At 65.7% G+C, this 21,351-nt stretch carries 16 protein-coding genes and 2 pseudogenes; 3 read left to right on the forward strand and 15 right to left on the reverse strand.

Features of this window, described 5'->3' with window-relative positions; translation table 11 throughout:
• Positions 1 to 29 precede the first annotated feature (29 nt).
• Positions 30 to 824, forward strand: a pseudogene (locus IQ782_RS06320) (IS5 family transposase).
• 184 nt (positions 825 to 1,008) lie between these two features.
• On the opposite strand, the gene IQ782_RS06325 reads toward IQ782_RS06320, so the two are convergent.
• Positions 1,009 to 1,959: a LysR family transcriptional regulator gene (locus tag IQ782_RS06325; protein ID WP_240989132.1), complete on the reverse strand. Its 951-nt coding sequence runs from the start codon at positions 1,957 to 1,959 to the stop codon at positions 1,009 to 1,011.
• A gap of 24 nt (positions 1,960 to 1,983) precedes the next feature.
• Between IQ782_RS06325 and IQ782_RS06330 the strand changes: the two genes are divergently transcribed.
• Both IQ782_RS06330 and IQ782_RS30380 read left to right on the forward strand, forming a co-directional pair.
• Positions 1,984 to 4,815 (forward strand): FAD-binding and (Fe-S)-binding domain-containing protein, encoded by a 2,832-nt coding sequence (locus IQ782_RS06330; protein WP_194133769.1) that lies wholly within the window; start codon positions 1,984 to 1,986, stop codon positions 4,813 to 4,815.
• A gap of 158 nt (positions 4,816 to 4,973) precedes the next feature.
• A pseudogene (locus tag IQ782_RS30380) lies at positions 4,974 to 5,273 on the forward strand (manganese efflux pump); the annotation flags it as partial.
• Between the two features lie 93 nt (positions 5,274 to 5,366).
• On the opposite strand, the gene IQ782_RS06340 reads toward IQ782_RS30380, so the two are convergent.
• The 14 genes from IQ782_RS06340 to IQ782_RS06405 all read right to left on the reverse strand — a co-directional run bounded on the left by IQ782_RS06340 (position 5,367) and on the right by IQ782_RS06405 (position 21,339).
• Complete coding sequence (locus IQ782_RS06340; RefSeq protein WP_194133770.1) at positions 5,367 to 6,107, reverse strand: amino acid ABC transporter ATP-binding protein; 741 nt, start codon at positions 6,105 to 6,107, stop codon at positions 5,367 to 5,369.
• A gap of 9 nt (positions 6,108 to 6,116) precedes the next feature.
• Entirely contained in the window at positions 6,117 to 7,202 is a 1,086-nt protein-coding gene (locus IQ782_RS06345; protein ID WP_194133771.1) for an amino acid ABC transporter permease, read from the reverse strand.
• 2 nt (positions 7,203 to 7,204) lie between these two features.
• Positions 7,205 to 8,371: an ABC transporter permease subunit gene (locus tag IQ782_RS06350; protein WP_194133772.1), complete on the reverse strand. Its 1,167-nt coding sequence runs from the start codon at positions 8,369 to 8,371 to the stop codon at positions 7,205 to 7,207.
• 61 nt (positions 8,372 to 8,432) lie between these two features.
• Positions 8,433 to 9,461, reverse strand: coding sequence for an amino acid ABC transporter substrate-binding protein (locus IQ782_RS06355; protein WP_194133773.1), 1,029 nt, complete (start codon positions 9,459 to 9,461; stop codon positions 8,433 to 8,435).
• 93 nt (positions 9,462 to 9,554) lie between these two features.
• On the reverse strand, positions 9,555 to 10,304 hold the full coding sequence (locus IQ782_RS06360; protein ID WP_194133774.1) for an SDR family NAD(P)-dependent oxidoreductase: 750 nt from the start codon (positions 10,302 to 10,304) through the stop codon (positions 9,555 to 9,557).
• Positions 10,301 to 11,014 carry an SDR family oxidoreductase gene (locus tag IQ782_RS06365; protein WP_194133775.1) on the reverse strand — a complete coding sequence of 238 codons (714 nt, stop codon included), beginning with the start codon at positions 11,012 to 11,014 and terminating at the stop codon, positions 10,301 to 10,303. Before IQ782_RS06365 ends, IQ782_RS06360 begins: the two co-directional genes overlap by 4 nt.
• Before the next feature lie 170 nt (positions 11,015 to 11,184).
• Positions 11,185 to 12,108, reverse strand: a complete 924-nt coding sequence (locus IQ782_RS06370) for a LysR substrate-binding domain-containing protein (RefSeq protein ID WP_194133776.1) — start codon at positions 12,106 to 12,108, stop codon at positions 11,185 to 11,187.
• A 49-nt stretch (positions 12,109 to 12,157) separates the two neighbouring features.
• The gene (locus IQ782_RS06375; protein WP_194133777.1) at positions 12,158 to 13,363 is read right to left on the reverse strand and encodes an NAD(P)/FAD-dependent oxidoreductase; all 1,206 of its coding nucleotides are present in this window, start codon (positions 13,361 to 13,363) and stop codon (positions 12,158 to 12,160) included.
• Positions 13,360 to 14,178 (reverse strand): NAD-dependent epimerase/dehydratase family protein, encoded by an 819-nt coding sequence (locus IQ782_RS06380; RefSeq protein ID WP_194133778.1) that lies wholly within the window; start codon positions 14,176 to 14,178, stop codon positions 13,360 to 13,362. The genes IQ782_RS06375 and IQ782_RS06380 overlap by 4 nt, the downstream gene beginning before the upstream one ends.
• Before the next feature lie 10 nt (positions 14,179 to 14,188).
• Positions 14,189 to 15,394 carry a pyridoxal phosphate-dependent aminotransferase gene (locus IQ782_RS06385; RefSeq protein WP_194133779.1) on the reverse strand — a complete coding sequence of 402 codons (1,206 nt, stop codon included), beginning with the start codon at positions 15,392 to 15,394 and terminating at the stop codon, positions 14,189 to 14,191.
• Positions 15,391 to 17,010, reverse strand: coding sequence for a hydantoinase B/oxoprolinase family protein (locus tag IQ782_RS06390; RefSeq protein WP_194133780.1), 1,620 nt, complete (start codon positions 17,008 to 17,010; stop codon positions 15,391 to 15,393). The genes IQ782_RS06385 and IQ782_RS06390 overlap by 4 nt, the downstream gene beginning before the upstream one ends.
• The gene (locus tag IQ782_RS06395; protein WP_194133781.1) at positions 17,007 to 19,088 is read right to left on the reverse strand and encodes a hydantoinase/oxoprolinase family protein; all 2,082 of its coding nucleotides are present in this window, start codon (positions 19,086 to 19,088) and stop codon (positions 17,007 to 17,009) included. The genes IQ782_RS06390 and IQ782_RS06395 overlap by 4 nt, the downstream gene beginning before the upstream one ends.
• Positions 19,085 to 20,764, reverse strand: a complete 1,680-nt coding sequence (locus tag IQ782_RS06400) for a thiamine pyrophosphate-binding protein (RefSeq protein WP_194133782.1) — start codon at positions 20,762 to 20,764, stop codon at positions 19,085 to 19,087. The genes IQ782_RS06395 and IQ782_RS06400 overlap by 4 nt, the downstream gene beginning before the upstream one ends.
• Positions 20,761 to 21,339 (reverse strand): SDR family NAD(P)-dependent oxidoreductase, encoded by a 579-nt coding sequence (locus IQ782_RS06405; RefSeq protein WP_194133783.1) that lies wholly within the window; start codon positions 21,337 to 21,339, stop codon positions 20,761 to 20,763. The genes IQ782_RS06400 and IQ782_RS06405 overlap by 4 nt, the downstream gene beginning before the upstream one ends.
• Positions 21,340 to 21,351 lie beyond the last annotated feature (12 nt).

Here is a 21,351-nt window from a genome sequence, read left to right on the forward strand (position 1 = left end):
AATTCACCGTTCGAAAACGAGCGGTGAACATGTCTGATCTTTTCTGGTTGAGCGATGCGCAGTTGGCGCGTCTGGAGCCTTACTTCCCCAAGTCGCACGGCAAGCCCAGGGTTGATGATCGGCGTGTCCTGAGCGGGATTATCTTCATCAATCGCAATGGTTTGCGGTGGCGAGATGCGCCGAGGGAATACGGCCCACACAAGACGCTCTACAACCGCTGGAAGCGCTGGAGGTGAGTGGCCAAACGCCATTGGTTCGAGAGAGGCCACGAGCGGGGGTGTCTTCGCCTGGATCATGGCGGGGGTGGCGACCGAGCACGGTGAAGAGACGACCGTGATGATCGACGCAACCCATCTGAAGGCCCATCGTACGGCGTCCAGCCTGGGCGTCAAAAAAGGGGGCGCGGCCGTCTGACTGGCCGAACCAAAGGCGGCATGAATACGAAGCTGCACGCCATCTGCGACAGCCATGGCCGGCCCATCGACCTGTTCCTGACTGCCGGACCCGTCAGCGATTACATCGGGGCGCGTGCCCTGGTCAGCGGGTTGCCCAAAGTGAAGTGGCTGCTCGGAGATCGTGGCTATGATGCCGATTGGTTCAGAGAAGCCTTGCAGGACAGGAAGATACATCCTTGCATCTTGGGCCGGAAGAAACGGAAGACGCCCGTCCGGCACGACAAGCGCAGATACAAACGTCGCAACCGGATCGAGATCATGTTCGGCAGGCTCAAGGACTGGAGGAGGGTCGCGACCCGTTATGACCGCTGTCCACAAACCTTTTTCTCAGCAATCGCACGCGCTGCGACCGTAATCTTCTGGCTTTGAGAGAGAACGAGTCCTGACCCTAACCTCAAAGCGCGGACTTTTCAGGGGAGCAGGTCAACACGCAGGTCGAAGGCAGGCAGCAGATGAATGCCCGGTCCGCACTGGAATTCCTTGTCACGGGACAATGTTGGGGGACGCGCAACAATTGCGGAAACTTGTGATTGAACAGGTCCTGAGAGAGCGTTCACTCTGCCAAAGGGTATCGTCGGAAGTACGCGACGAATTTTTCTGAAATTGGGCTCGGTGCGCGACGTGCAGGTGACAAAAGGTAAATCTTCCTCTCAAGGACGAGGTCAACCACAGGCACGAAAGCAACGCCTGGATCGTTGAACAGCAGTACGGCATTGCGCGGCAGCAACGCCACGCCGATCCCAGAGCGGATGAGGCAGAGCTGGGCAATGGTCGAATGGCACCGAAGGGAACCGGATTTCAACGATTCCGGCAGAGCCGCGTGGGAAGCGAGCAGTCGCGAAGAGCCGGTTTCATGCCCGAGGTGGATGAGCTGCTGCGCGTCAATCTCCGCCAGCTGCACCTGCGCGCGCCGGGCAAGCGGGTGATCTACCGCGCAGGCAAGGCCGAAGGGGTCAGCGGCGATCTCGACCTGAGAAAGATCCGGCGAGCTGCGGGCGCGCCCGGCGAAGGCAAGGTCGAGCCTTCCATCGGCGACCATCCCGGCGAGCGTTTCGGCGACGTCGTCATGCAGCGTGACGATCACCTCGGGATGCGCCGCGCGAAAGGCGGCTATGGCGGGGGCGAGGAGCGGCGTGATCGCCGAAGGCGTGGCCCCGATCCCAAGTGTGCCGCGCAGCCCACGCGCATGGTCCCGAAGCCGGTTGAGCGACATGTCGAGCGCAGCGAGCAGAGGTTCGGTGTCTTTCAGGAAGTCCAGCCCAAGCGGGGTTGGGGCCGGTGGACGGCTGCGGCGGTCGAAAAGTGCGCCGCCCGCGATCTCCTCGATTTGCCGCACGGTTTCGGTCAGGGCCGAGGGCACCACCCCAAGACGGTCCGCGGCACGGGCAAAGCTGCCCTCGGCCCAGATGGCGTGGATGGCGCGCAGGTGGCGCAGGTTGAAATTCGTATTTTCTGAATCAATCTTCATAAGTTTCAATTTCAAAGAATATAGGTCTTCGGTCAATATGCCGCCAGACAGGAGACCCAGATGACCGCCACCGACCGCAACCTTTCCGACGCCATCGACCGCCTTCCCGGCGCCCTGAAGGACGCTGGCTTTCGCGGCGATGTCGACCGGGACAGCGCGCTCAGGGCGGCCATGTCCACCGACAATTCTGTCTACCGCATCCTGCCCGACCTGATACTTGCCCCGCGCGATGCCGAGGATGTCGTGGTCTGCATGTCGGTGCTGGAACGCCCCGAGTTCGCACATGTCCCGTTGACCGCACGTGGCGGCGGCACTGGCACCAATGGCCAGAGCCTCAACCGCGGCATCATCCTCGACATGCGGCGTCACATGCACCGGCTGTTGGAGGTCGATCCCGAGGGGGACTGGGCTGATGTCGAGCCGGGCATCGTGCTCGACGACCTGAACGCGCAGCTGCGGCCCATGGGGCTGTTCTTCGCGCCAGAGACCTCGACCTCGACCCGCTGCGTCGTCGGCGGCATGGTCTCGACGGATGCGTCGGGCAAGGGCTCGCGCATCTATGGCAAGACCTCGGACAACCTGCTCGGGGTCGAGATCGCACGGGGGCAGGGACGCGTGTCGAGCCTCGCTGATGCGCCGAGCTGGGCCACGCCGATGCTGGCGGCGGCGGAAACCGCCGCGCGGGCAGGGCGCGCGGCCTTCGTCGCGAAGACCCCGCGGCTCAACCGTCGCTTCACCGGCTACGACCTCGAGCGCGCCTGCCCCGAGGAGGGCGGCTTTCAGTGGTGGCGGCTCTTTCCCGGCTCCGAAGGCACTCTTGGACCGATCACCCGCATTCGGGTGAAGCTCCGCCCGCTGCCCAAGGAAAAGCGCCTTGTTGTCGCCGGGTTTGCCAGCTTCCGCGGCTCGCTGGCCGCCGCGATGCCGCTGATGCAGGACAATCCAACCGCCATCGAGGTGATGGACGAGCGGGTGCAGGCGCTGGCCGGAGAAGCCGGTTTGCTCGGCCGTCTGCCCGAGGCCCTGCGCCCGCAAGGCGGTGAGGCGCTGGCCTACACGTTCATCGAATTCAATGGCGACGATGCCGGGGAACTCGCGGCCCGCACTGCCGCCTGCGAGGCGCGGCTGCGGGGCTTGCCGGGCATCCGGGCGGTGCATGTTGCGGCAGGCAGCGATGAGATCCGCGAACTCTGGGCGATCCGCTCGGCCGGTGTCGGGCTGCTGGGCAAGGTCGAGGGGCGCGCCCGACCGGTCGCCTTTGTCGAGGATTGCGTGGTGCCGCCGGAAACGCTGCCGGGTTTCCTCGACGGTTTTCTCGACATTCTCACCCGCCACGGGCTGAGTTTCGGCATCTATGGTCATGTGGATGTCGGCTGTCTGCACATCAGGCCGGCGCTCGACATCGACACAGAAGAGGGACGTGGCCGGCTGGTGCAGGTCTCTGACGAGATCTTCGATTTGGTGAACCGCCATGACGGTATCTTCTGGGGTGAACATGGCAAGGGGGTGCGCGGCGCCTATCTCGAAGGCTGGATCGGGCCCGAGGCCTATGCCGCGCTGCAGGGGGTGAAGGCCGCCTTCGATCCTTCGGGGCGCTTCAACCCCGGCAAGCTGGTGGCCGCAGGCGCGCCGGTCATGGGGATCGCCACGACCCCCTTCCGCCCGTTCAACGCGCCCGACGGCGATCCGCTGGAGAAGGCGTTCCGCTGCAACGGCAATGCGCAATGCCTCAGCTATGCGGCAACCGTGCCCATGTGCCCGTCGTTCAAGGCGACCGGAGATGTGCGGCACTCGCCAAAGGGCCGCGCCGACGCCTTGCGCGCGTGGCACGAGGACCGGCGATCCGGGGTCACGACGGTGGATGAGGACGATCTTCTCGGCACGCTCGACACCTGCCTGGGCTGCAAGACCTGCGCCTCGACCTGCCCGGTGCAGGTGGACATTCCGGCGATGCGCGCGGCGTATTATGCCGATGTCTACGCGCGCAAGACGCGCCCGCTGACCGACAGGGCAATGCTGCTGGCCGAGCGCCTGAGCCCTTTGGTGCTGCGTGCCGCGCCCATGATGCGCCTCGCCTGGCCGCTCGCGCGGCGCGCGGCAGAAGCCGTGCTGTGCGTGACGGATTTGCCCGGTGAGCTTGCGCGTCAATTGCCGCGCGCGGCACGGGTTTCTCTGTCCGAGCTAGAACGCCGCGCGCTGCCGGAACGTGCGGTTCTTGTGTGGATGGATTGGTTCTCTGCGCTCTATGACGGCGCGACGCAGCGCGATGTCTTCCGTGGCCTCACGGCGCTTGGCTACGCGCCGCTCTTTGTCGATATGCTGCCTGCTGGCAAGGTCGCGGGAGACCTTGGCGATCGCGCGGGGTTTGCGAAGATGGCAGCCCGGCTCGTGGCGGCGCTGAGGTCCGGTGCGGCCAGCGGCGCGCCGATGATCGGTCTCGATCCGGCCTTTGTCATGGCGTTGCGGCAGGACTATCGAAAGGCAGGGCTTGAGGTGCCTGAGGTGCTCTTGCCGCAGGAATTCCTTGCGGCGGAGGTCCGGCGCGGGGCGACGCTGCCGCAGGTGCCTGGCGGGCCGTTGAGCCTCTTCACCCATTGCACCGAAAGCACCGGCGCGCCCACATCTCGCAATGACTGGCAGGAGGTGTTCACTGCGCTTGGGCTGCAAATCGACACGCCGGCGACGGGATGCTGCGGCATGGCGGGCATGTTCGGCCACAAGACCCGGCATCAGCAGATGTCGCGCAAGCTGTTCGACATGTCTTGGGCCGGGCCTCTCGCAAGGGCCGAGGAAGCGGTGGCCACCGGTTTCTCCTGTCGCTGCCAGACGGAGCGGCTCGCAGGTGGGCCGATACGCCACCCGCTGGGTCTGATCGCCGACCGACTGAACTGAGCGAATTCGGGCGGCCTATCTCAATCGCGGGGAACTGCGAGGGCAACGAAGAAACCGGCGAGCATGTCATCGCGAATATTTCCGAACCATTGCCGGCGGGTGTCAGAGACAGAGACCATTTGAGGGGTCCCGAACCCTTTGGGCGGATCGCCATAGTCATGACGGCGCAATATCGGCGGGTTGGTCTGGGGGTGTCCGGTGGATCAGCGGCCGGAAGTGCCACCCGATCGTCCTCGCGCTCGGCGACGCTGGCGACCGCGCTCGGCACATCAATCGATGCAATCGCCGTCGGCGTCTCGCTCGCTTTCCTGCACATCGACATCGTCGTCATGACGCGTGCGATCGGCTTTGCGACCTTGGTCATGAATTCGACCGGCGTGCTCTTGGGAAGGGTTTTGGGCGCAGGCTCCGGGCGGATTGCAGAAACCGTGGGAGGCATTGCGCTTGTCACGTTTGGCGCGACACTTCTTGGGGGGAGCATCTCACTGCCGCTGGCTGATGAGAGGCGCGAGGACGGTTGTTCCTGTCGTCCTCGCGCGCAAGATTCGGCGTCAGTGCCCGAGCACCTGCGACAGGAACTGTGCGCCGCGGTCGGTCTTGGGCGCGGTGAAGAACTCCTCGGGGCTGCCTTGCTCGACGATCTCGCCGCGGTCCATGAAGATCACCCGGTCGGCGACCTTGCGGGCAAAGCCCATCTCGTGGGTCACGCAAATCATCGTCATCCCCTCGGACGCGAGCGAGGTCATCACGTCCAGGACTTCCGAGATCATCTCGGGATCGAGCGCCGAGGTCGGCTCGTCGAAAAGCAGGATTTCGGGCTTCATGCACAGCGAGCGGGCGATGGCCACGCGCTGCTGCTGCCCGCCTGAAAGCTGGCCCGGGTATTTGTCGGCCTGATCGGGGATGCGCACCTTTTCGAGATAGCGCATGGCCAGCGCCTCGGCTTCGGCCAGCGGTGTCTTGCGCACCAGCATGGGGGCAAGGGTGCAGTTCTCCAGCACGGTCATGTGGGGAAAGAGATTGAAGTGCTGGAACACCATGCCCACCTCGCGGCGGATCTCGTCGATGTTGCCGATATTGTCGTCGAGCTCGGTGCCCAGCACGTTGATCGTGCCGCCGTCGTGCTCTTCGAGCCGGTTGATGCAGCGGATCATCGTGGACTTGCCCGAGCCCGAAGGGCCGCAGACAACGATGCGTTCGCCGCGTTTGACGGTCAGATCGATACTGCGCAGGGCGTGGTAGGTGCCGTAGTACTTCTGCAGGCCGCGGATGGAGATGGCGGGGACGTTCATGGCGAGCTCCTATCGCTGGCCGGTCGCCATGCGCCGCTCGAGATAGGCGCCATAGCGGCTGAGGCCGAAGACAAAGATGAAGTAGAGGAAGGCGACGAAGACGTAGACCTCGACGAAGGCGAAGGTCCAGTCGCTGGTGCCGAAGGCCGCATTGGCCGAGGACAGCAGCTCGAAGAAGCCGACAATGACCACCAGTGACGTCTCCATGAAGGTGATGACGAACTGGTTGATCGTGGCCGGCAGCGCGTTGCGGAAGGCCTGCGGCAGCAGGATGCGCGCGACCCGGTGGCGGTAGGGAATGCCGAGCGACATGGCCGCCTCGTCCTGCCCCTTGGCGACACCCTGCATGCCGCCGCGGATGATCTCGGCCTGGTAGGCGGCGAAGAACAGCGCCGAGCCCGCGATCACCCTGTAGAGCTTTTCCTGCAGCACGAAGTCCGGCAGCACGAAGGGCAGCACGATGGCGAAGGTGAAGAGGATGGAGATCAGCGGCAGTGAGCGCACCGCGTCAATCACCGCGCCGGTGGTCTTGGCAATCCAGGGCAATGTCGAGTTGCGCAGGAGCGCGAAGGCGATCGCAAGCGGCATGCCGATGATCGCCGTGGCGACGAAGATGAACAGCGTCAGGGCAAGCCCGCCCCATTGCTCCTCACGCACCAGCAGCAGGCCGAGCATTCCGCCTTTCATCAAGACGTAAAAGGTCAGAAATCCCAGTGCCCAGACCGCGGTCAGGCGCTTGCCGGTCCAGAAGACGGGAATACAGCTTAGCACCATGGTGACAATCACTGCGACGCAGGCAAGCGCGGAGCGCCATTGCTCCTCGTATGGGTAGAGGCCGAAGAAGATCAGCCGCCAGCGATTTGCGATCACCGACCAGCAGGCGCCGCCCGCGGCCTGGCATTCGGGCTGGCGTGCCTCGGCGGCGAAGGTTGCGCGCAGAACACCCCAGTCGAACAAGACCCAGCCGATCGAGAGCAGCAGGCCGAAGCACAGAACGCTGATCAGTGTGGAAACCGGCGAAGAGAAGTAGTCCCGGCGGAGTCGGCGCAGTTGGGTCGGACCGAGGGGGACGGGTCCGGTGTCTATGGCAGTCATGCTCAGCTCCGGTTCTGGTGGCCCTTGAGGGCGATGGCGCGGTTGATCCGGTTCATCACCGCTGCGAGCGAGAAGTTGATGATGAGGAAGCCCGCCATCAGGATGCCTATGAGCTCCAGCGTCTGCCCCGAGTGGGTGATGGCCGAGGCGACGACCATGAAGAAGTCGGCGAAGCCCACGACGATGCCCAGCGTGGTTGCCTTGATCAGCCAGACGTACTGGTTGGTCAGGATTGGCAGCATGGCGCGGACCGCGAGCGGAAGGCGGATGCGGGTGAAGCTCTGCCATTCGCTCAGGCCGAGCGCCTTGGCGGCCTCGGTCTGGCCGCGGCCGACCGCGATGAAGCCGCCGCGGACGATTTCACCGATATAGGCGCCGCCGTAGATCGCGATGGCGAAGGCCAGCGCGTAAATCTCGGGCTGTATGCGGTAGCCGCCGCGGATGTTGAGGCCCTTGAGCTCGGGCAGCGTCAGCAGCGGCGAGTCCGGAGCATGGCCGAGGAAGAAGAGCACCATGAGCGTTCCCAGGGTGACCAGGGCGACGGTCGAGGCGCGGCGGCGGCGCAGCGCGGGGGCCACGCGGCGAAAGCGCCTCGCGAGTGAAAGCCAGAGCAGAAGGGCAGAGCCGATGGCGAGCGCCAGAAAGCCCGCGGCAACGCTCCAGCCCGCGATGTTGAGGCCAGGCAGGTAGATGCCCCGGTTGCTCAGAAGCGCGCCGCCCGCTTCGATCGCCTGGCGAGGCGAGGGCAAACGGTTGGCCAGTGCATACCAAAAGAAGACCTGCACGATCAGCGGGATATTGCGGAAAATCTCGAGGTAGATGGTGCCGAGAAGGCGGGCGGCCTTGTTCTCCGACACGCGTGCCAGCCCGACGAGCCCTCCGACCAGCGTCGCGAAGGCGAGCCCGATGATCCCCAGAAAGAGCGTGTTGAGCACGCCCATCAGCAGGAACCACCAGTATGGATCCGAGGACGACGTCGGCAGCAGCGAGAAGGTCATGTCCCAGCCGGTGGACTTCCAGAGGAAGCTCCATCCCGACAGGATCCCCTGCGCCTGAAGATTGTGTCGGGCCGTCAGCGCCGCCGTCACCACGAGGGCGAGAAGGACGCCCACGTAGAGAATTTGCAGCAGCGCGTTCCGGGATTTCTGATGCTGCAAGAGCGTCATCATGATCTCTCCTCACGCAGGAAGAAAAAGGCCCCCGTCCCGAAGGGCGGGGGCAGGGGGGATGTCAGTCGATCACGAAGGGGAAGAGGACGCCGCCGGCATTCCAGAGCGCGGTCAGGTCGCGCGGCATCTTGTAGGGCGAGTCCTGCCCGAGGCTGCGCTGGAAGATCTCTGAATAGTTGCCGACCTTCTTGATCACGTTGTAGGCCCAGTCGTCGGACAGGCCGAGCGGAGTGCCCATGCCAGGGGTCGCACCGAGCATCTTCCCGACCTCGTTCGACGGCGGGTTGGCCTTCATTTCATCGACGTTTTCCGACGTGATGCCTTCCTGCTCGGCAAAGAGCAGCACCGAGAGGGTCCAGTTCGCGATGTCGAGCCATTCGTCATCGCCCTGGCGCACGATCATCACCTCGGGCTCCACCGCGAGGACATCGGGCAACAGTACGTGATCATCGGGATTGTCCGAAATCGAACGGGCGATCGCCAGGACCGGGCCCCATTGCGCATAGAGATCGCAGCGGCCGGAGAAATAGGCATCCTCGAGCTCTTCGGTCTTTTCAATGGCGACGGTCTCGAGGGTGATGCCGAGGCGCTCGGCATAGGAGGCAACTTGACGCTCCTGGCTGGCGCCTGCGGGAATGCAGATCGTGCCGCCGTCCGCATCGGCAAGGCTCTCGAGGCCCAATTCCTTGTGCGCCATGACCTTGGTGGTGCCGAGGTAATAGGAGCTCGAGAACTGCAGGCCCAGTTCGGTGTCGCGCGAGAGCGTGCCGCCCGAGGCCTTGATGATGATATCCACGTCTCCCGACTGCAGCGACGGCCAGCGCTGCGCCCAGCTCAGCGGGATGATCTTCAGCGACGAGGGATCGCCGAAGATCGCAGTGGCGACGGCACGGCAGAGATCGACGTCGAGCCCCTTCCAGTTGCCCTTGTCGTCGACTTCCGCGAAGCCGAGATACGAGCCGGTGTGGCCGGGGCAGTTGAGCGCGCCGCGCTCCTGCACGGTCTTGAGCGTTTCCGAGGCCGCCTGGGCGGCGGCGGCAGACAACACGAAGCCGCCCGCCAGAACGGCGGTTTTGAGAATGGATGTCATTTGTGAAGTTCCCTGTTTTGCTTTGTTGGCGTTCTGCGTGCGGATCGCTCCGCGAGGGTACGCCGGGCGGGGCCGCCCGGGCGCGTATCGGTCTCAGGCGTAGATGTAGCCACCCGAGACGATGACGTTTTCACCGGTCATGTAGGTGTTCTTCGGACCGCCGGTCATCAGCACCCATTCGGCGATCTCGCGCGGAGTGCCGCCGCGACCAAGCGGGCTGGCCTTGGCGAGCTCGCCCAGGAAGCCGAGCTGCTTGGCCTTCTCGGTGGCCATGCCGGCGGGCGCGACCGAGTTCACGAGAATGCCTTCGGGGGCGACCTCATGCGCGAAGCTGCGGGTGAGGCTGACCACGGCGGCCTTGGTGGCGGCGTAATGGGCGTTCTGCGGGTGCGCCTTGAAGGCGTCCACCGAGGTGATGTTGACGATCCGCCCGCGCACCTCGTCCTTGCGCTCCTGGCTCTGCATGTGGCGCACGGCGGCGACCATCATGTGGTACGTGCCCTTCACGTTGACCGCATTCGACGCATCCCAGTCGGCATCGGTGATCTCGAGCAGGGGCTTGCGCGGGAAGATCGCGGCGGAGTTCACCAGCGTGTCGACGCGGCCGAGCTGGGCAGCAACCGCTTCGAAGGCCGCATGGGCGTCCGGCCCGTTGCGGATGTCGGCGGAGGCGAAGGCGCAGGGCAGCCCCTTGGCGCGCGCCGGGGCAAGCGCCGCTTCCGCGGCCTCGGCGTTGATATCGATGATCCCGAGCGCCGCTGCGCCCTCGGCCACGGCCATGTCACCGATCAGAGCGCCGAGCCCGGCGCCGCCTCCGACGATGACCACGGAAAGTCCCTTCATGTGTTTGCCTCCTTGGCGGGGGTGATGCGGGCGGGGAGTATGTCGAAGCGCGACACGTCGACATGCGGCGGCATCGCCAGCACGGCGACGACCATGCGCGACACGTCCTCGGGCTGAAGCGTGGTGCCGGGCCGGTACATGCCGGCGCGGGCCTCTGCGCTCAACACGTCCTTGTAGAGCGCCGTTTCGATCCGGCCTGCGACGATCTCGGTGACGCGCACGCCATGGTCCGCCAGATCGAGCCGCAGCGCCTGTGCGAAGCCGCCGATCGCGGCCTTGGTGGCGCAGTAGATCGCCATGTTCGCATAAGGCGCATGCCCGGAGATCGAACCCGTGAAGACCACGTGCCCGCTGCCGCGCGTGCACATGCCCGGCACGACCAGCCGGGTGAGTGCGAGCTGGGCCGTGACGTTGAGGCTGACCGCCTTGCCGATCTCGGCCGGGTCAAGATCCTGGAACGGCCCTGGAGGAGGCATCAGCCCGGCATTGTTCACAAGAACGTCGACCTCGACTCCCTTGAGCGTTGCGGTCACGGCGTCCACGTCCGCAAGATCGACGCCCACGGGCGTGACATTCTCGAACCGTCCCAGCTCTTCGAGGGCGGCCTTGTTGCGCCCCAGCGCGAGCACGAGATAGCCCTCGTCGCGCAGCGCTTCGACCAATGCGCGGCCCACGCCGCTGGTCGCTCCTGTGACCAATGCCCTCTTCATGGCGCCCTTTCCGTGTTGATTGGAGCGAGCTTGCCGCAGGGGCGAGAGTCTCAAAATCAAGAAAGATCGAAGATAGACAAGTTTTGCTTGGGCAACCCATCCGGTATCTTCGAACGTGGGCGGCCACAAAGCCCCGCAAACTTGCCTTACCGGCAAGGATAGCTTGAAGATCAGTCCGCTTCGAGCAGGGCAGCCCAGTCTTCTGAGGCAATCCAGTCGCAGAACGCAGCGATCGTCTTCACCCTCCGGTGCGCTTTGGGCAGCACGAGGTAAAAGCCGGGAATATCGCCCTCGGGCATATCCGCGAGAATATCGAGCCCGAGCGGCGCTACAAGCTTGCCTGACTCCAGGTCGTCCAGAGCGTCGATGCGCGAAACAAGGCCGATCCCGAGGCCCGAGATCGTCCCGCGCCGCATGGTCGCGGCGTCCTGGAATTCGATCTCGCCCGCGGCCTCGCGCGAGGGCACTCCAAGGTGCGAGAGCACGCGCTGCCAGTGCGACCGCGCCAGTACCGGATGCAAAAGCGTGTGGTTCACCAGGTCCGCGGGGGTCTTCACCTTCGCGGCCAACTCGGGCGCGCAGCAGATGATCTTGGGGTCATGCACCAGCAGCGTCACGTCGACATCCTTCCAGCGGCCAAATCCCCATTGGATAGAGGCATCGACCTCGTCCGCAGCGAAATCGGGAAGCTCGACCATGGTGGTCAGCCGCAGATCGGCACCGGGCATACGCTCGCGGAAGTGTTCGAGCCGCTCCATCAGGTAGCGTGTGGCGAAATAGGGGCTGACGTTGATGTTGATGCGGTTGCGGTAGGTCGCGTTGGTGACCCGGCGCACGCCTTCGGTGAACTCGTCGAACCCCGCGCGCACGAAATGCGAGAAGAGGATCGCCTGCTCGGTCGGCTCGATCACCCGGCCCTTGCGCTGGAAAAGCTCGACCTGGAGCATGTCCTCGAGCAGCTTGATCTGCTGGCTCACCGCCTGCGGCGTCACCAGAAGCTCGTCCGCCGCGGCGCGGAAGCTGCCGTGTTTCATCACCGAGGAGAACACCCGCAACGAGTTGAGCGGGGGCAGGCGCACCGATCGCGTGCTCATCTTTCAGAGCCTTCCCAATGCGCCTGTCCCATGTGTCTGTCTCCGTCCGTCAGATGACCGCCCGCTCGAGGAACGGCCGACCGGCCACGATGCGCTCGAAGCCGACTTCACTGAGGTCGAGAGTGCGGAAACCGCCGTAGATGATCAACTCCGAAACGCCGCGTCCGGTGGCCGGACCTTGTTGCAGGCCATGGCCGGAAAAGCCGTTGGCGAAGATGAAGTTGCCGACCTCGGGGTGAGCCCCGACGACCATGTTGTGGTCGAGCGTGTTGAAGGCATAATGCCCGGCCCATTGGTTCACCACCTTGATCGCCTCGAAGGACTCCGAGCGCTCGGCGAGGGCCGGCCAGATGATCTCTTCGAACTCGTCGTAGCGCGGATCGAAATCGTCCCAATCGACAGCAGGATCGTCGATCGGCGGGCACCCTGTGAGGAAGAACTTGCCCTCTGGGCGGCAGAAGACGCCCGACGGGTCGATCATCAGAGGCAGGCGGCCGTCATTCAGGGTTGCACTTCCCTCGGGGGTCTTGGCGCAGTCGAAAACGAAAAGCGTGCGCTTGCGCGGCTCGACGGGGATGTCGAGCCCGGCCATGCGGGCGGTCCTTGCCGCACGCGGGCCCGAGGCGTTCACCACCGTGCCGGCCTCGATCACCGCGCCCGATGCCAGCGTGACCGAGGTGACCCGGCTGCCTTCACGGTTGATCCCGACAACCTGGTCGGTGACGTATTCGGCACCCTGTGACCGCGCCTTGTTGCGGAAGCCGTACATGAGGCCGGTGTTGTTGAACCAGCCCTCGCCCGAGCGCCCGTAGGAGGCCAGCGCGATGTCGTCGACCCGAATATGCGGGAAGGCACTGGCCAACTCGTCGCGGTTCCAAAGAACGACATCCGCGCCGCAGGACACTTGCGCCGCGTGGTTGTCCCTCAGGATCTGCACCTGCTCGGGCGTGTTCGCCAGGAAGAGGTAGCCGCCGGAATGGAAGTTGAGATCGGGCTTGTCGCCATCCACCTCCATCATCTTGCCGAAGTTGCGGATGATTTCCGAGCCGTACTGGCTGATCTTCACGTTGATCGGGTTCGAGAACTGGGTGCGGATCGACGAGGACGACAGCGAGGTGGATGCCTTCAGGTACGTCGGATCCTTCTCGACCACGAGCACCGAGCCGGTGAAATCGGGATTGGCGGTCAGGTAATAAGCGACGGCCGAGCCGATCACCGCGCCGCCGACGATGACCACGTCGTAGTGCTGTTTCATTCCGCGGCCTCGTCGTTGGGGTGGCCGAGGTTGACGAACCAGCCGCCGATCCGATGGGTTGCCGGGTCGTTGGGATCGGCCGGCTCGGTCTTCGCCTCCATCGCCTCGCGATAGGGCTCCGAGCTGTCCTGCGGCTGATAGCCGAGGAAACCCGAGTTGCTCATGTTCACCGGCTTGACCTTGTTGTCGGACATGCCGGCGGTGATCGTGTGGCCGAGGTGCGGCGTGGTCAGGCATGCGGTGACGAGGCGGATGCAGTCGTCGAAGGACAGCCAGGACCAGAGCATCCGGCGATCGGCGGGCTCGGGGAAGGACGAGAAGATGCGAATGCAGGCGCTCTCGATGCCGAACTTGTCCCAGTAGAGGCTCGCGAGCGACTCCACGAAGCATTTCGACACGCCGTAAAGGCTGTCGGGCCGCGGCTTGGCATCGGCATCGATGCCGTCGTTGATGCCATGATAGCCGATGGCATGGACCGAGGACGCATAGACCACGCGCTTCACGCCGTGTTTCCGGGCGCCCTCGTAGATGTGGTAGGAGCCGCGGATATTGCTGTCGAGGATCTCTTCCCAGGGCCTCTCGAGCGGTGCGCCGCCCATGTGCACGATGGCATCGCAGCCCTCGGTCGCCGCCACGGTGGCGGCCTCGTCGGCAAGGTCGAAGACCAGTCCCTGTTCGTTGGGCTGGAGGTTCTCGCAGGCCACGCGGTCGGCCAGCACCAGCGTTTCGGCCAGCGGCGCAAGGCCACGCCGGAGCTCGGTGCCAAGGCGCCCTGCGGCGCCGGTGATCAGGATTTTCTTGTAGGGTTTGCTCATCTGTCCAGCCTCAGCGGTCAAGTTGCGCAACGGCGCGCGCGATGCGGGACACGGCTTCGGAAAGCTCTGCCTCGGAGGTCGCGGTCGAGATGCGGAAATAGGGCGAGAGCCCGTAGGCGGTGCCGGGTACGGCGGCGACATGCGCGACATCGAGAAGGTACTTCGCAACCGCCACGTCATCCTCCAGCACGGTCCCCGACGGGGTGTGCGCGCCGATCAGCGCGGCGCAGCCGATGTAGGCATAGAACGCGCCTTCGGGCGGGTCGAGGGTCAGCGCGTTGATTTGCCGGATGCCCTCGACCACCATGTTCCGGCGGCGCTCGAAGGCTTCGCGGAAGGACTGAACTTCGTCCTGCGGCCCTTCCAGCGCAGCCTGCGCAGCGCGCTGCGCGGGGGCGCTGACCGAGGTGCACGACTGGCTCTGAACCGTCGCCATGGCCTTGATCAGGTCGCGCGGACCCGCGGCGTAGCCGACCCGCCAGCCGGTCATCGCATAGGCCTTCGACACGCCGTTGACGATCAGCGTGCGGTCGCGAAGCTGCGGGCAGGCGGCGCCGACGGAGACGAAGGCGCGCCCGTCGAAGGTGATGTGCTCGTAGATCTCGTCCGACAGGATCATCACCTGCGGATGACGGTCGAGAACCGCGCCGAGCGCCTCGAGCTGGGCGCGCGAATAGACCGCGCCCGAGGGGTTGCCGGGCATGTTGAGGAAGAGCCAGCGGGTGCGCGGGGTGATTGCCGCCTCGAGCACCTCGGGCGTCAGGCGGAAGCCGCTTTCGGCCGGGCAGGCCGGGGTGACCGGCACGCCGCCGAAGAGTTTTGCCATCTCGGGGTAGGAGACGAAGTAGGGCGCGGGCAGGATCAGCTCGTCACCCTCGTCCACCGTTGCCATAAGGGCGTTGAAGATGATCTGCTTGGCACCGTTGGCCACCGCGATCTCGTCAACTGAATACTCGAGGCCGTTTTCGCGGCGGAACTTCTCGCAGACGGCGCGGCGCAGGTCCGGAGTGCCGAGCGAGGCGGTGTAGAGCATCCGGTTGGCACGCGCCTCGGCAAAGGCGATCTCGGTCACATGTGCCGGTGCCGCGAAGTCTGGCTCGCCGAGCCCGAGGTCGATCACGTCGACACCGGTGGCGGCAAGGTCCTTCGCAGCCTGGCTGACGGCCATGGAGGCCGAGGGTTTGACCACCGAAAGGCGGGTCGCGATATGGGTCATTTCTTGCCTCTAGTGAGATAGCCCTTGCGCAGGTCTGTGGTGCGGGCTTCGGGATCACGCGCTTCGGGGGCGCCGAAGCCGCCGCCGCCGGGCAGGTTGAGGATCAGGCGCTTGCCGGCGGGCACGTGCTGCCAGCCCTTGGGGCGCAGCTTGGTGCCATCGTCCAGCGCCACCGAGCCCGGCGCGCCGTCATGTCCGCCGTCGCGGCCGCGCGCGGCCTGCGTCACCCGGTCGAACATGGCCGAGAAGTCGAACTCGTGGCCCTCGGCGGCACCGATCTCGATGATCTGGCCGAGGCCGCCGCGGAACTCGCCGTCGCCGCCGGAGTCCGGGCGCAGCTCCTTGCGCCAGATGACGACGGGGCCGGTGTGCTCGGTCGCCTCGATCGGCATGGTGTGCACCCCCGAGGGGAAAGCGGTGGCCGAGAGCCCGTCGAGCCCCGGTCGGGCACCCATGCCGCCCGAGTTGAACATCAGCACCTCGGCGCGCTCGCCCTCCTTGCCCTTTTCGGGGCGGGCGGAAATGTGAATGTTCCACAGCGCCCCCGCGCCTTCGGCGAGGATCTTGCCGGGCAGCGCCTTGGCCAGCGCCCCCAGCACGAGATCGGGCACCATGTGGCCGATGACGTGGCGCAGCGATACAGGGGCGGGCCGCTCGGCGTTGAGGATGTTGACCGGCGAAGAGACGTCGAAGGCCGCGAGCGAGGCAGAGTTGTTGGGGATGTCCGGCGCGACCACGCATTTGATCGCGTAGCAGGCATAGGCCTTGGTGTAGATCAGCGGCACGTTGATGCCCCAGGGGGACATGCCGTCGGACCCGGCGAAGTCGACGTTCACCTTGTCGCCCGCGATCTCGATCTCGGCGGTCAGCCGGATCGGCGTGTCATAGCCGTCGGTCAGCATCTCGTTCGACCATGTGCCCTTCGGCAGCTCGGCCAGACGCTCCATCACCGCGGTGCGGGTGCGCGAGAAGATGAAGTCGCCCAGCTCGTCGAGGTTGGCAAAGCCCACCTCGTCCAGCATCTCGATCAGCCGCTTGTGGCCGACGTCGTTGCAGGCCGCGAGCGAGTAGAAGTCGCCGATCACCTGGTTCGGCTCGCGCACGTTGGCGCGCAGCATGGCCAGCAGCGTGCGGTTGACCTCGCCGCGCTCGGCGAACTTCATGATCGGGATCTGGATGCCTTCCTCGTAGACCGACTTGCCGTCGGCGCCGAAGCCGCGCCCGCCCACATCGACGACATGCGCCGTGCAGGCGAAGAAGCCGACCAGTTCGTCGCCCTTGAAGGAGGGCGAGACCATGGTGATGTCGTGCAGGTGGCCGGTGCCCTTCCATGGGTCGTTGGTCACGTAGGTGTCGCCCGCGAACATCTGTTCGCGCGGGATCTCGGCGATGAAGTGCAGCACCGCCTCGGCCATGGTGTTCACGTGACCCGGCGTACCCGTGACCGCCTGCGCCAGCATCTGGCCGCGCGGGTCGAAGACGCCGGCGGACAGATCGCCCGCCTCGCGGACCGAGGTCGAAAAGGCGGTGCGCAGCAGGGTGAGCGCCTGTTCCTCGACGACCGAGATCAGGCGGTTCCACATGACCTGCATGCGGATTTCATCGACTTGGCTCATGCTTTCGGTCCTTTCCGCACGAGAAGGATGGTGCCGTCGGGTTGGATCACGGCAGCGAAGGGAGAGGTGACGACGGTCGAGGTCTCGCGCTCGACAATCACCGCGGGACCGGCAATGCGGTCGCCGGGCAGCAGCGTCTCGCGCTCGGCGATCAGGGTCTGCATCGGCGCGCCCGTTGCAGGGTCGAAGACCTCGCGGCAGGGGCTGACGTCGCGGACCTTGCCCGAGGTGTCGAGCGCCACGGTCTCGGGGGCGGCCATGATGTCCTGCGCCTTGACCGAGAAGGTGACGAACTCGATCTCCGGCCCTTCCACGGCCCGGCCGAAGAACTGCGCGTAGCGCTGCTTGAAGGCCGTTTCGATGCCGCAGTGATCACCCGGCGCGAAGGCGCGGTCGGGCAGGGTGACGGGGATCTCCCAGCCTTGCCCGGCGTAGCGCATGAAGGCGGTGATCTCCCGGGTGATCTCGCCCTCGGTGCCGGCGCGCACGAAGCTCTCGGCGGTCTGCTTCAACTCGTCCAGCAGCGCGTTCAGCGCCTTCGCGTCGAAGCCCGAGAGCGGCATGATCTTTGAGGCCAGCGCCTCGTAGCCGAAGGGTGCCTTGAGGAACCCGATGGCCGAGCCGACACCCGCACCGCGCGGAATGAGGCACTGGTCGACGCCGAGCTTTTCGCACAGGCGCGCGGCATGCAGCGGGGCGGCGCCGCCGAAGGCGATCATGATGTTCTCGCCGATGGCCTTGCCGTTCTCGACCGCGTGCACGCGGGCGGCGTTGGCCATGTTCTCGTCGACCACCTCGACGATGCCGAAGGCGGCGGCCTGGGCATCGAGCGAGAGCTTGTCGCCGACATCGCGCGTGATCGCAGCACGGGAGGCATCGGTCCGGAGCTTGATCTTGCCGCCGGCGAAATTGTCGGGGTCGAGCTTGCCGAGCACGAGGTCGGCGTCGGTGATTGCGGGGCGGTCGCCGCCGCGGCCGTAGCAGGCCGGGCCTGGTTCCGAAGCGGCGCTTTCCGGGCCGGTCTGGATGCGGCCCATGGCGTCGACCCAGGCGATCGAGCCGCCGCCCGCGCCGATCTCGATCATCTCGATCACCGGGATCGAGATTGGCATGCCCGAGCCCTTGCAGAAGCGGTAGGTGCGGGCGACCTCGAAGGTGCGCGCGGTCTGCGGCTGGAAGTCCTCGATCAGGCAGATCTTGGCGGTGGTGCCGCCCATGTCGTAGCTGACCACGCGGTCGAGACCGAAGCGCCGCGCCACGTCGGCGGCGAAGATCGCGCCGCCCGCGGGCCCGGATTCCACCAGGCGCACGGGGAACTCGGCCGCCGTCTCGACCGAGATCAGCCCGCCACCGGAGTGGATCATGAAGACAGGGCAGGAAGCCCCCATCTCCTTCAGCCGGTCCTGCAGGCGGCCAAGGTAATCGGCCATCTGCGGGCGTACGTAGGCGTTGGCGCAGACCGTGTTGAAGCGCTCGAACTCGCGCATCTGCGGCGAGACCTCGGCGGAAATGGAGATCGGCACGTCGAGCTTTGCGCCGAGGATCTCGCGGGCGCGTTCCTCGTGGGCGGGGTTCAGGTAGGAATGGATGAAGCCGATGGCGACGGCACCGAAACCCTCGGCCTTGATGGTGTCCGCCAGCGCCTCGAGCGCCGCCTCGTCGAGCGGCTGGATCTCGGCGCCCTTGGCGTTCATCCGGCCCTTGACCGCGAAACGGTCCTCGCGCGGGATCAGCGGGGTCGGCAGCTTGAGGTTGAGGTCGTATTGCTCGAAGCGGTTCTCGGTCCGCATCTCGATGACGTCCCGGAAACCCTCGGTTGTGACCAGCGCGGTGCGTGCGCCACGGCGCTCGATCAGCGCGTTGGTGGCAAGCGTGGTGCCGTGGATGACGATGTCGATATCACCGAAGCTGATGCCCGCGTCGGCACAGACGATTTCCATGCCGTCGAGGATCGCCTGTTCCGGGTTGCCGTAGTTGGTCAGCACCTTGGTCGAGTAGAGCGTGCCGCGCATGTCCAGTGCGATGTCGGTGAAGGTGCCGCCGATGTCGGCACCGAGGCGGATGTCGGATCTGGTCATGCGGGGTCCTTCCGGGCTGCGAGCGCAGCCTCGCGCATCTGGCTGAGGGTCTGGCGCGGGGTGAGCGCCTCGGGAGAAATGTTGAGCTCGAGCAGCGCGCCTGTCTTCGAGGCGAGGGCCCGGTCGAAAGCGGCGGCGAAGTCGTCGGTCGTCTCGACCCGCTCGGCGTGGAAGTCGTAAGCCTTTGCGAGCGTGACGAAGTCGGGGTTTTCCATCGTCGTGCCCGAGACGCGCGCCGGGTAGTGGCGTTCCTGGTGGGCTCGGATGGTGCCATAGATGCCGTTGTTGAGCACCAGCACGATGGGTTGCGCGCCGGCCTGCATCGCCGAGGCGAGTTCCTGGCAGTTCATCTGGAAATCGCCGTCGCCGGCGAAGCAGATGACGGTGCGCTCGGGGCAGGCGACCTTGGCGGCGACGGCGGCAGGAAGGCCGTAGCCCATGGCGCCGGACTGCGGCGCGAGCAGCCGCGCGGCGGGGCCATACTGGAAGAACTTGCCTGGCCAGACGGTGAAGTTACCCGCGCCGTTGGTCAGGATGAAATCCTCTGGCAGCTTCTCGCGCAGCAGCGCACAGACCTTGCCCATGTCCACGGGCGAGGGCAGGTCGGGCAGCTCGAAGCCCGCCTCGTATGCATCGCGGCCCGCCTTGCGCCATTCAGCCCAGTCGCCCTTGACCGGCTTCAGCGCGCCAAGCGCGGCGGCAAAGGCATTCGGGCCGGACTGGATGCCGAGGGTCGGGCGGTAGACCTTGCCGATCTCGATGTCCGAGGCGTGGACGTGCACAATTTTCTGCTTCGGCTGCGGCACTTCGAGCAGCGTGTAGCCGTCGGTAGAATTCTCGCCGAAGCGGTTGTTGACCGCGAGGATCACGTCGGCCTCGGCGATGAGTTTCTTGACCGAGGGGGCCATGCCAACTCCGGCTTCGCCGCAGAACACCGGGGAGCGGTTGTCGAACTGGTCCTGGTAACGGAAGACCGAGACAACGGGGATATCGGATGCCTCGGCAAAGCGGCGCATCGGCTCGGTCCCTTCACCGCGCCAGTTGCAGCCACCATAGAGGATCAGCGGTCGCTTTGCCCCGGCAAGCATCTCGCGCAGGCGGGTCATGGCGGAGGCTGCGGGCTCGGCCTCGGTGATCTCGACCGGGCCGGTCAGCGGAGCGGAGGAGGTCAGCGAGGTCAGCATGTCCTCGGGCAGGGCGATGACCACCGGGCCGGGACGGCCCGAGAGCGCGACGGTCCAGGCGCGCGAGAGGATCTCGGGGATGCGCTCGACGAGGTCGATCTCGACGGCCCACTTCGCCATGGTGCCGAACACGGCCTTGTAGTCCACCTCCTGGAACGCCTCGCGGCCCTTCATGTCGGTGCCGACCTGGCCCACGAAGAGGATCATCGGCGCGCTGTCCTGCATCGCGGTGTGCACGCCGATCGAGGCATTGGTGGCGCCTGGGCCGCGTGTCACCATGCAGATTCCCGGCGTACCGGTTAGCTTGCCGTATGCCGCGGCCATGAAGCTGGCACCGCCCTCATTGCGGCAGAGCACGTAGTCGAGCTTGCCGGGCGTGTCGTGCAGGGCGTCCAGCACGGCGAGATAGCTCTCGCCAGGCACGCCGAAGCTCTTGGTCGCACCGAGAGCCATCAGGCTTTCGACAAGAAGCTGTCCTCCGTTGCGGGTCATTTTGTGGAAATCCTCGTTTTGCCGTATGTGGTGTTTGCCGCGAGCATCATCTGGAGCCGCCTTGCCGCGACCACAGGGGTCGGACCACAAGGCAGGGTGTGGATGCGCGGTGCATCGGGGAACTCGGCCGCAAGGCCGGAGGCGAATTCTGTGAGGGCGGCAGCCAACGTCCGGGGAAGCAGACCGCTGCCTTCGGGCAGGGCGATCACCAGATCGCCGCCTCTGGCGGCGAGCCCGCTCAGCAGTGCGTGGCTGAGGTGAAGCGTCGAGGAGAGATTCACCTCGAGCGCCATGTCGATATCTGCTTCACTCAGCTCGGAAAACCTGGCCGCATGAGGCAGGCGGAGCGCCGCGTGAACCAAAGCATCGATCTCGATCTCATCGGTCAGGGCGCGCAGTTGGTCGCGGTCGGTCAGGTCGGCGTGCATCGGCAGGATGCCGTGGCTGGCACGCAGCTCGTCCAGTACCAGCCGATCACGACCAAGCGCGTGTACGCGCCAGCCGGCTTCTGCCAGCGCGGTGGCCAAGGCACGGCCCGTGCCGCGCGTGGCTCCTGTGACGAGTGCGGTCCGCATGCCGGATCCCTT

It is taken from the genome of Salipiger mangrovisoli, assembly GCF_015223355.1.
GTDB lineage: Bacteria > Pseudomonadota > Alphaproteobacteria > Rhodobacterales > Rhodobacteraceae > Salipiger > Salipiger mangrovisoli.

Excerpts from the sequence above, each read along its gene's own strand:
- IQ782_RS06330 (WP_194133769.1), top strand. The coding sequence starts at position 1,984 with ATGACCGCCACCGACCGCAACCTTTCCGACGCCATCGACCGCCTTCCC.
- IQ782_RS06340 (WP_194133770.1), bottom strand. The coding sequence starts at position 6,107 with ATGAACGTCCCCGCCATCTCCATCCGCGGCCTGCAGAAGTACTACGGC.
- IQ782_RS06345 (WP_194133771.1), bottom strand. The coding sequence starts at position 7,202 with ATGACTGCCATAGACACCGGACCCGTCCCCCTCGGTCCGACCCAACTG.
- IQ782_RS06350 (WP_194133772.1), bottom strand. The coding sequence starts at position 8,371 with ATGATGACGCTCTTGCAGCATCAGAAATCCCGGAACGCGCTGCTGCAA.
- IQ782_RS06355 (WP_194133773.1), bottom strand. The coding sequence starts at position 9,461 with ATGACATCCATTCTCAAAACCGCCGTTCTGGCGGGCGGCTTCGTGTTG.
- IQ782_RS06360 (WP_194133774.1), bottom strand. The coding sequence starts at position 10,304 with ATGAAGGGACTTTCCGTGGTCATCGTCGGAGGCGGCGCCGGGCTCGGC.
- IQ782_RS06365 (WP_194133775.1), bottom strand. The coding sequence starts at position 11,014 with ATGAAGAGGGCATTGGTCACAGGAGCGACCAGCGGCGTGGGCCGCGCA.
- IQ782_RS06370 (WP_194133776.1), bottom strand. The coding sequence starts at position 12,108 with ATGAGCACGCGATCGGTGCGCCTGCCCCCGCTCAACTCGTTGCGGGTG.
- IQ782_RS06375 (WP_194133777.1), bottom strand. The coding sequence starts at position 13,363 with ATGAAACAGCACTACGACGTGGTCATCGTCGGCGGCGCGGTGATCGGC.
- IQ782_RS06380 (WP_194133778.1), bottom strand. The coding sequence starts at position 14,178 with ATGAGCAAACCCTACAAGAAAATCCTGATCACCGGCGCCGCAGGGCGC.
- IQ782_RS06385 (WP_194133779.1), bottom strand. The coding sequence starts at position 15,394 with ATGACCCATATCGCGACCCGCCTTTCGGTGGTCAAACCCTCGGCCTCC.
- IQ782_RS06390 (WP_194133780.1), bottom strand. The coding sequence starts at position 17,010 with ATGAGCCAAGTCGATGAAATCCGCATGCAGGTCATGTGGAACCGCCTG.
- IQ782_RS06395 (WP_194133781.1), bottom strand. The coding sequence starts at position 19,088 with ATGACCAGATCCGACATCCGCCTCGGTGCCGACATCGGCGGCACCTTC.
- IQ782_RS06400 (WP_194133782.1), bottom strand. The coding sequence starts at position 20,764 with ATGACCCGCAACGGAGGACAGCTTCTTGTCGAAAGCCTGATGGCTCTC.
- IQ782_RS06405 (WP_194133783.1), bottom strand. The coding sequence starts at position 21,339 with ATGCGGACCGCACTCGTCACAGGAGCCACGCGCGGCACGGGCCGTGCC.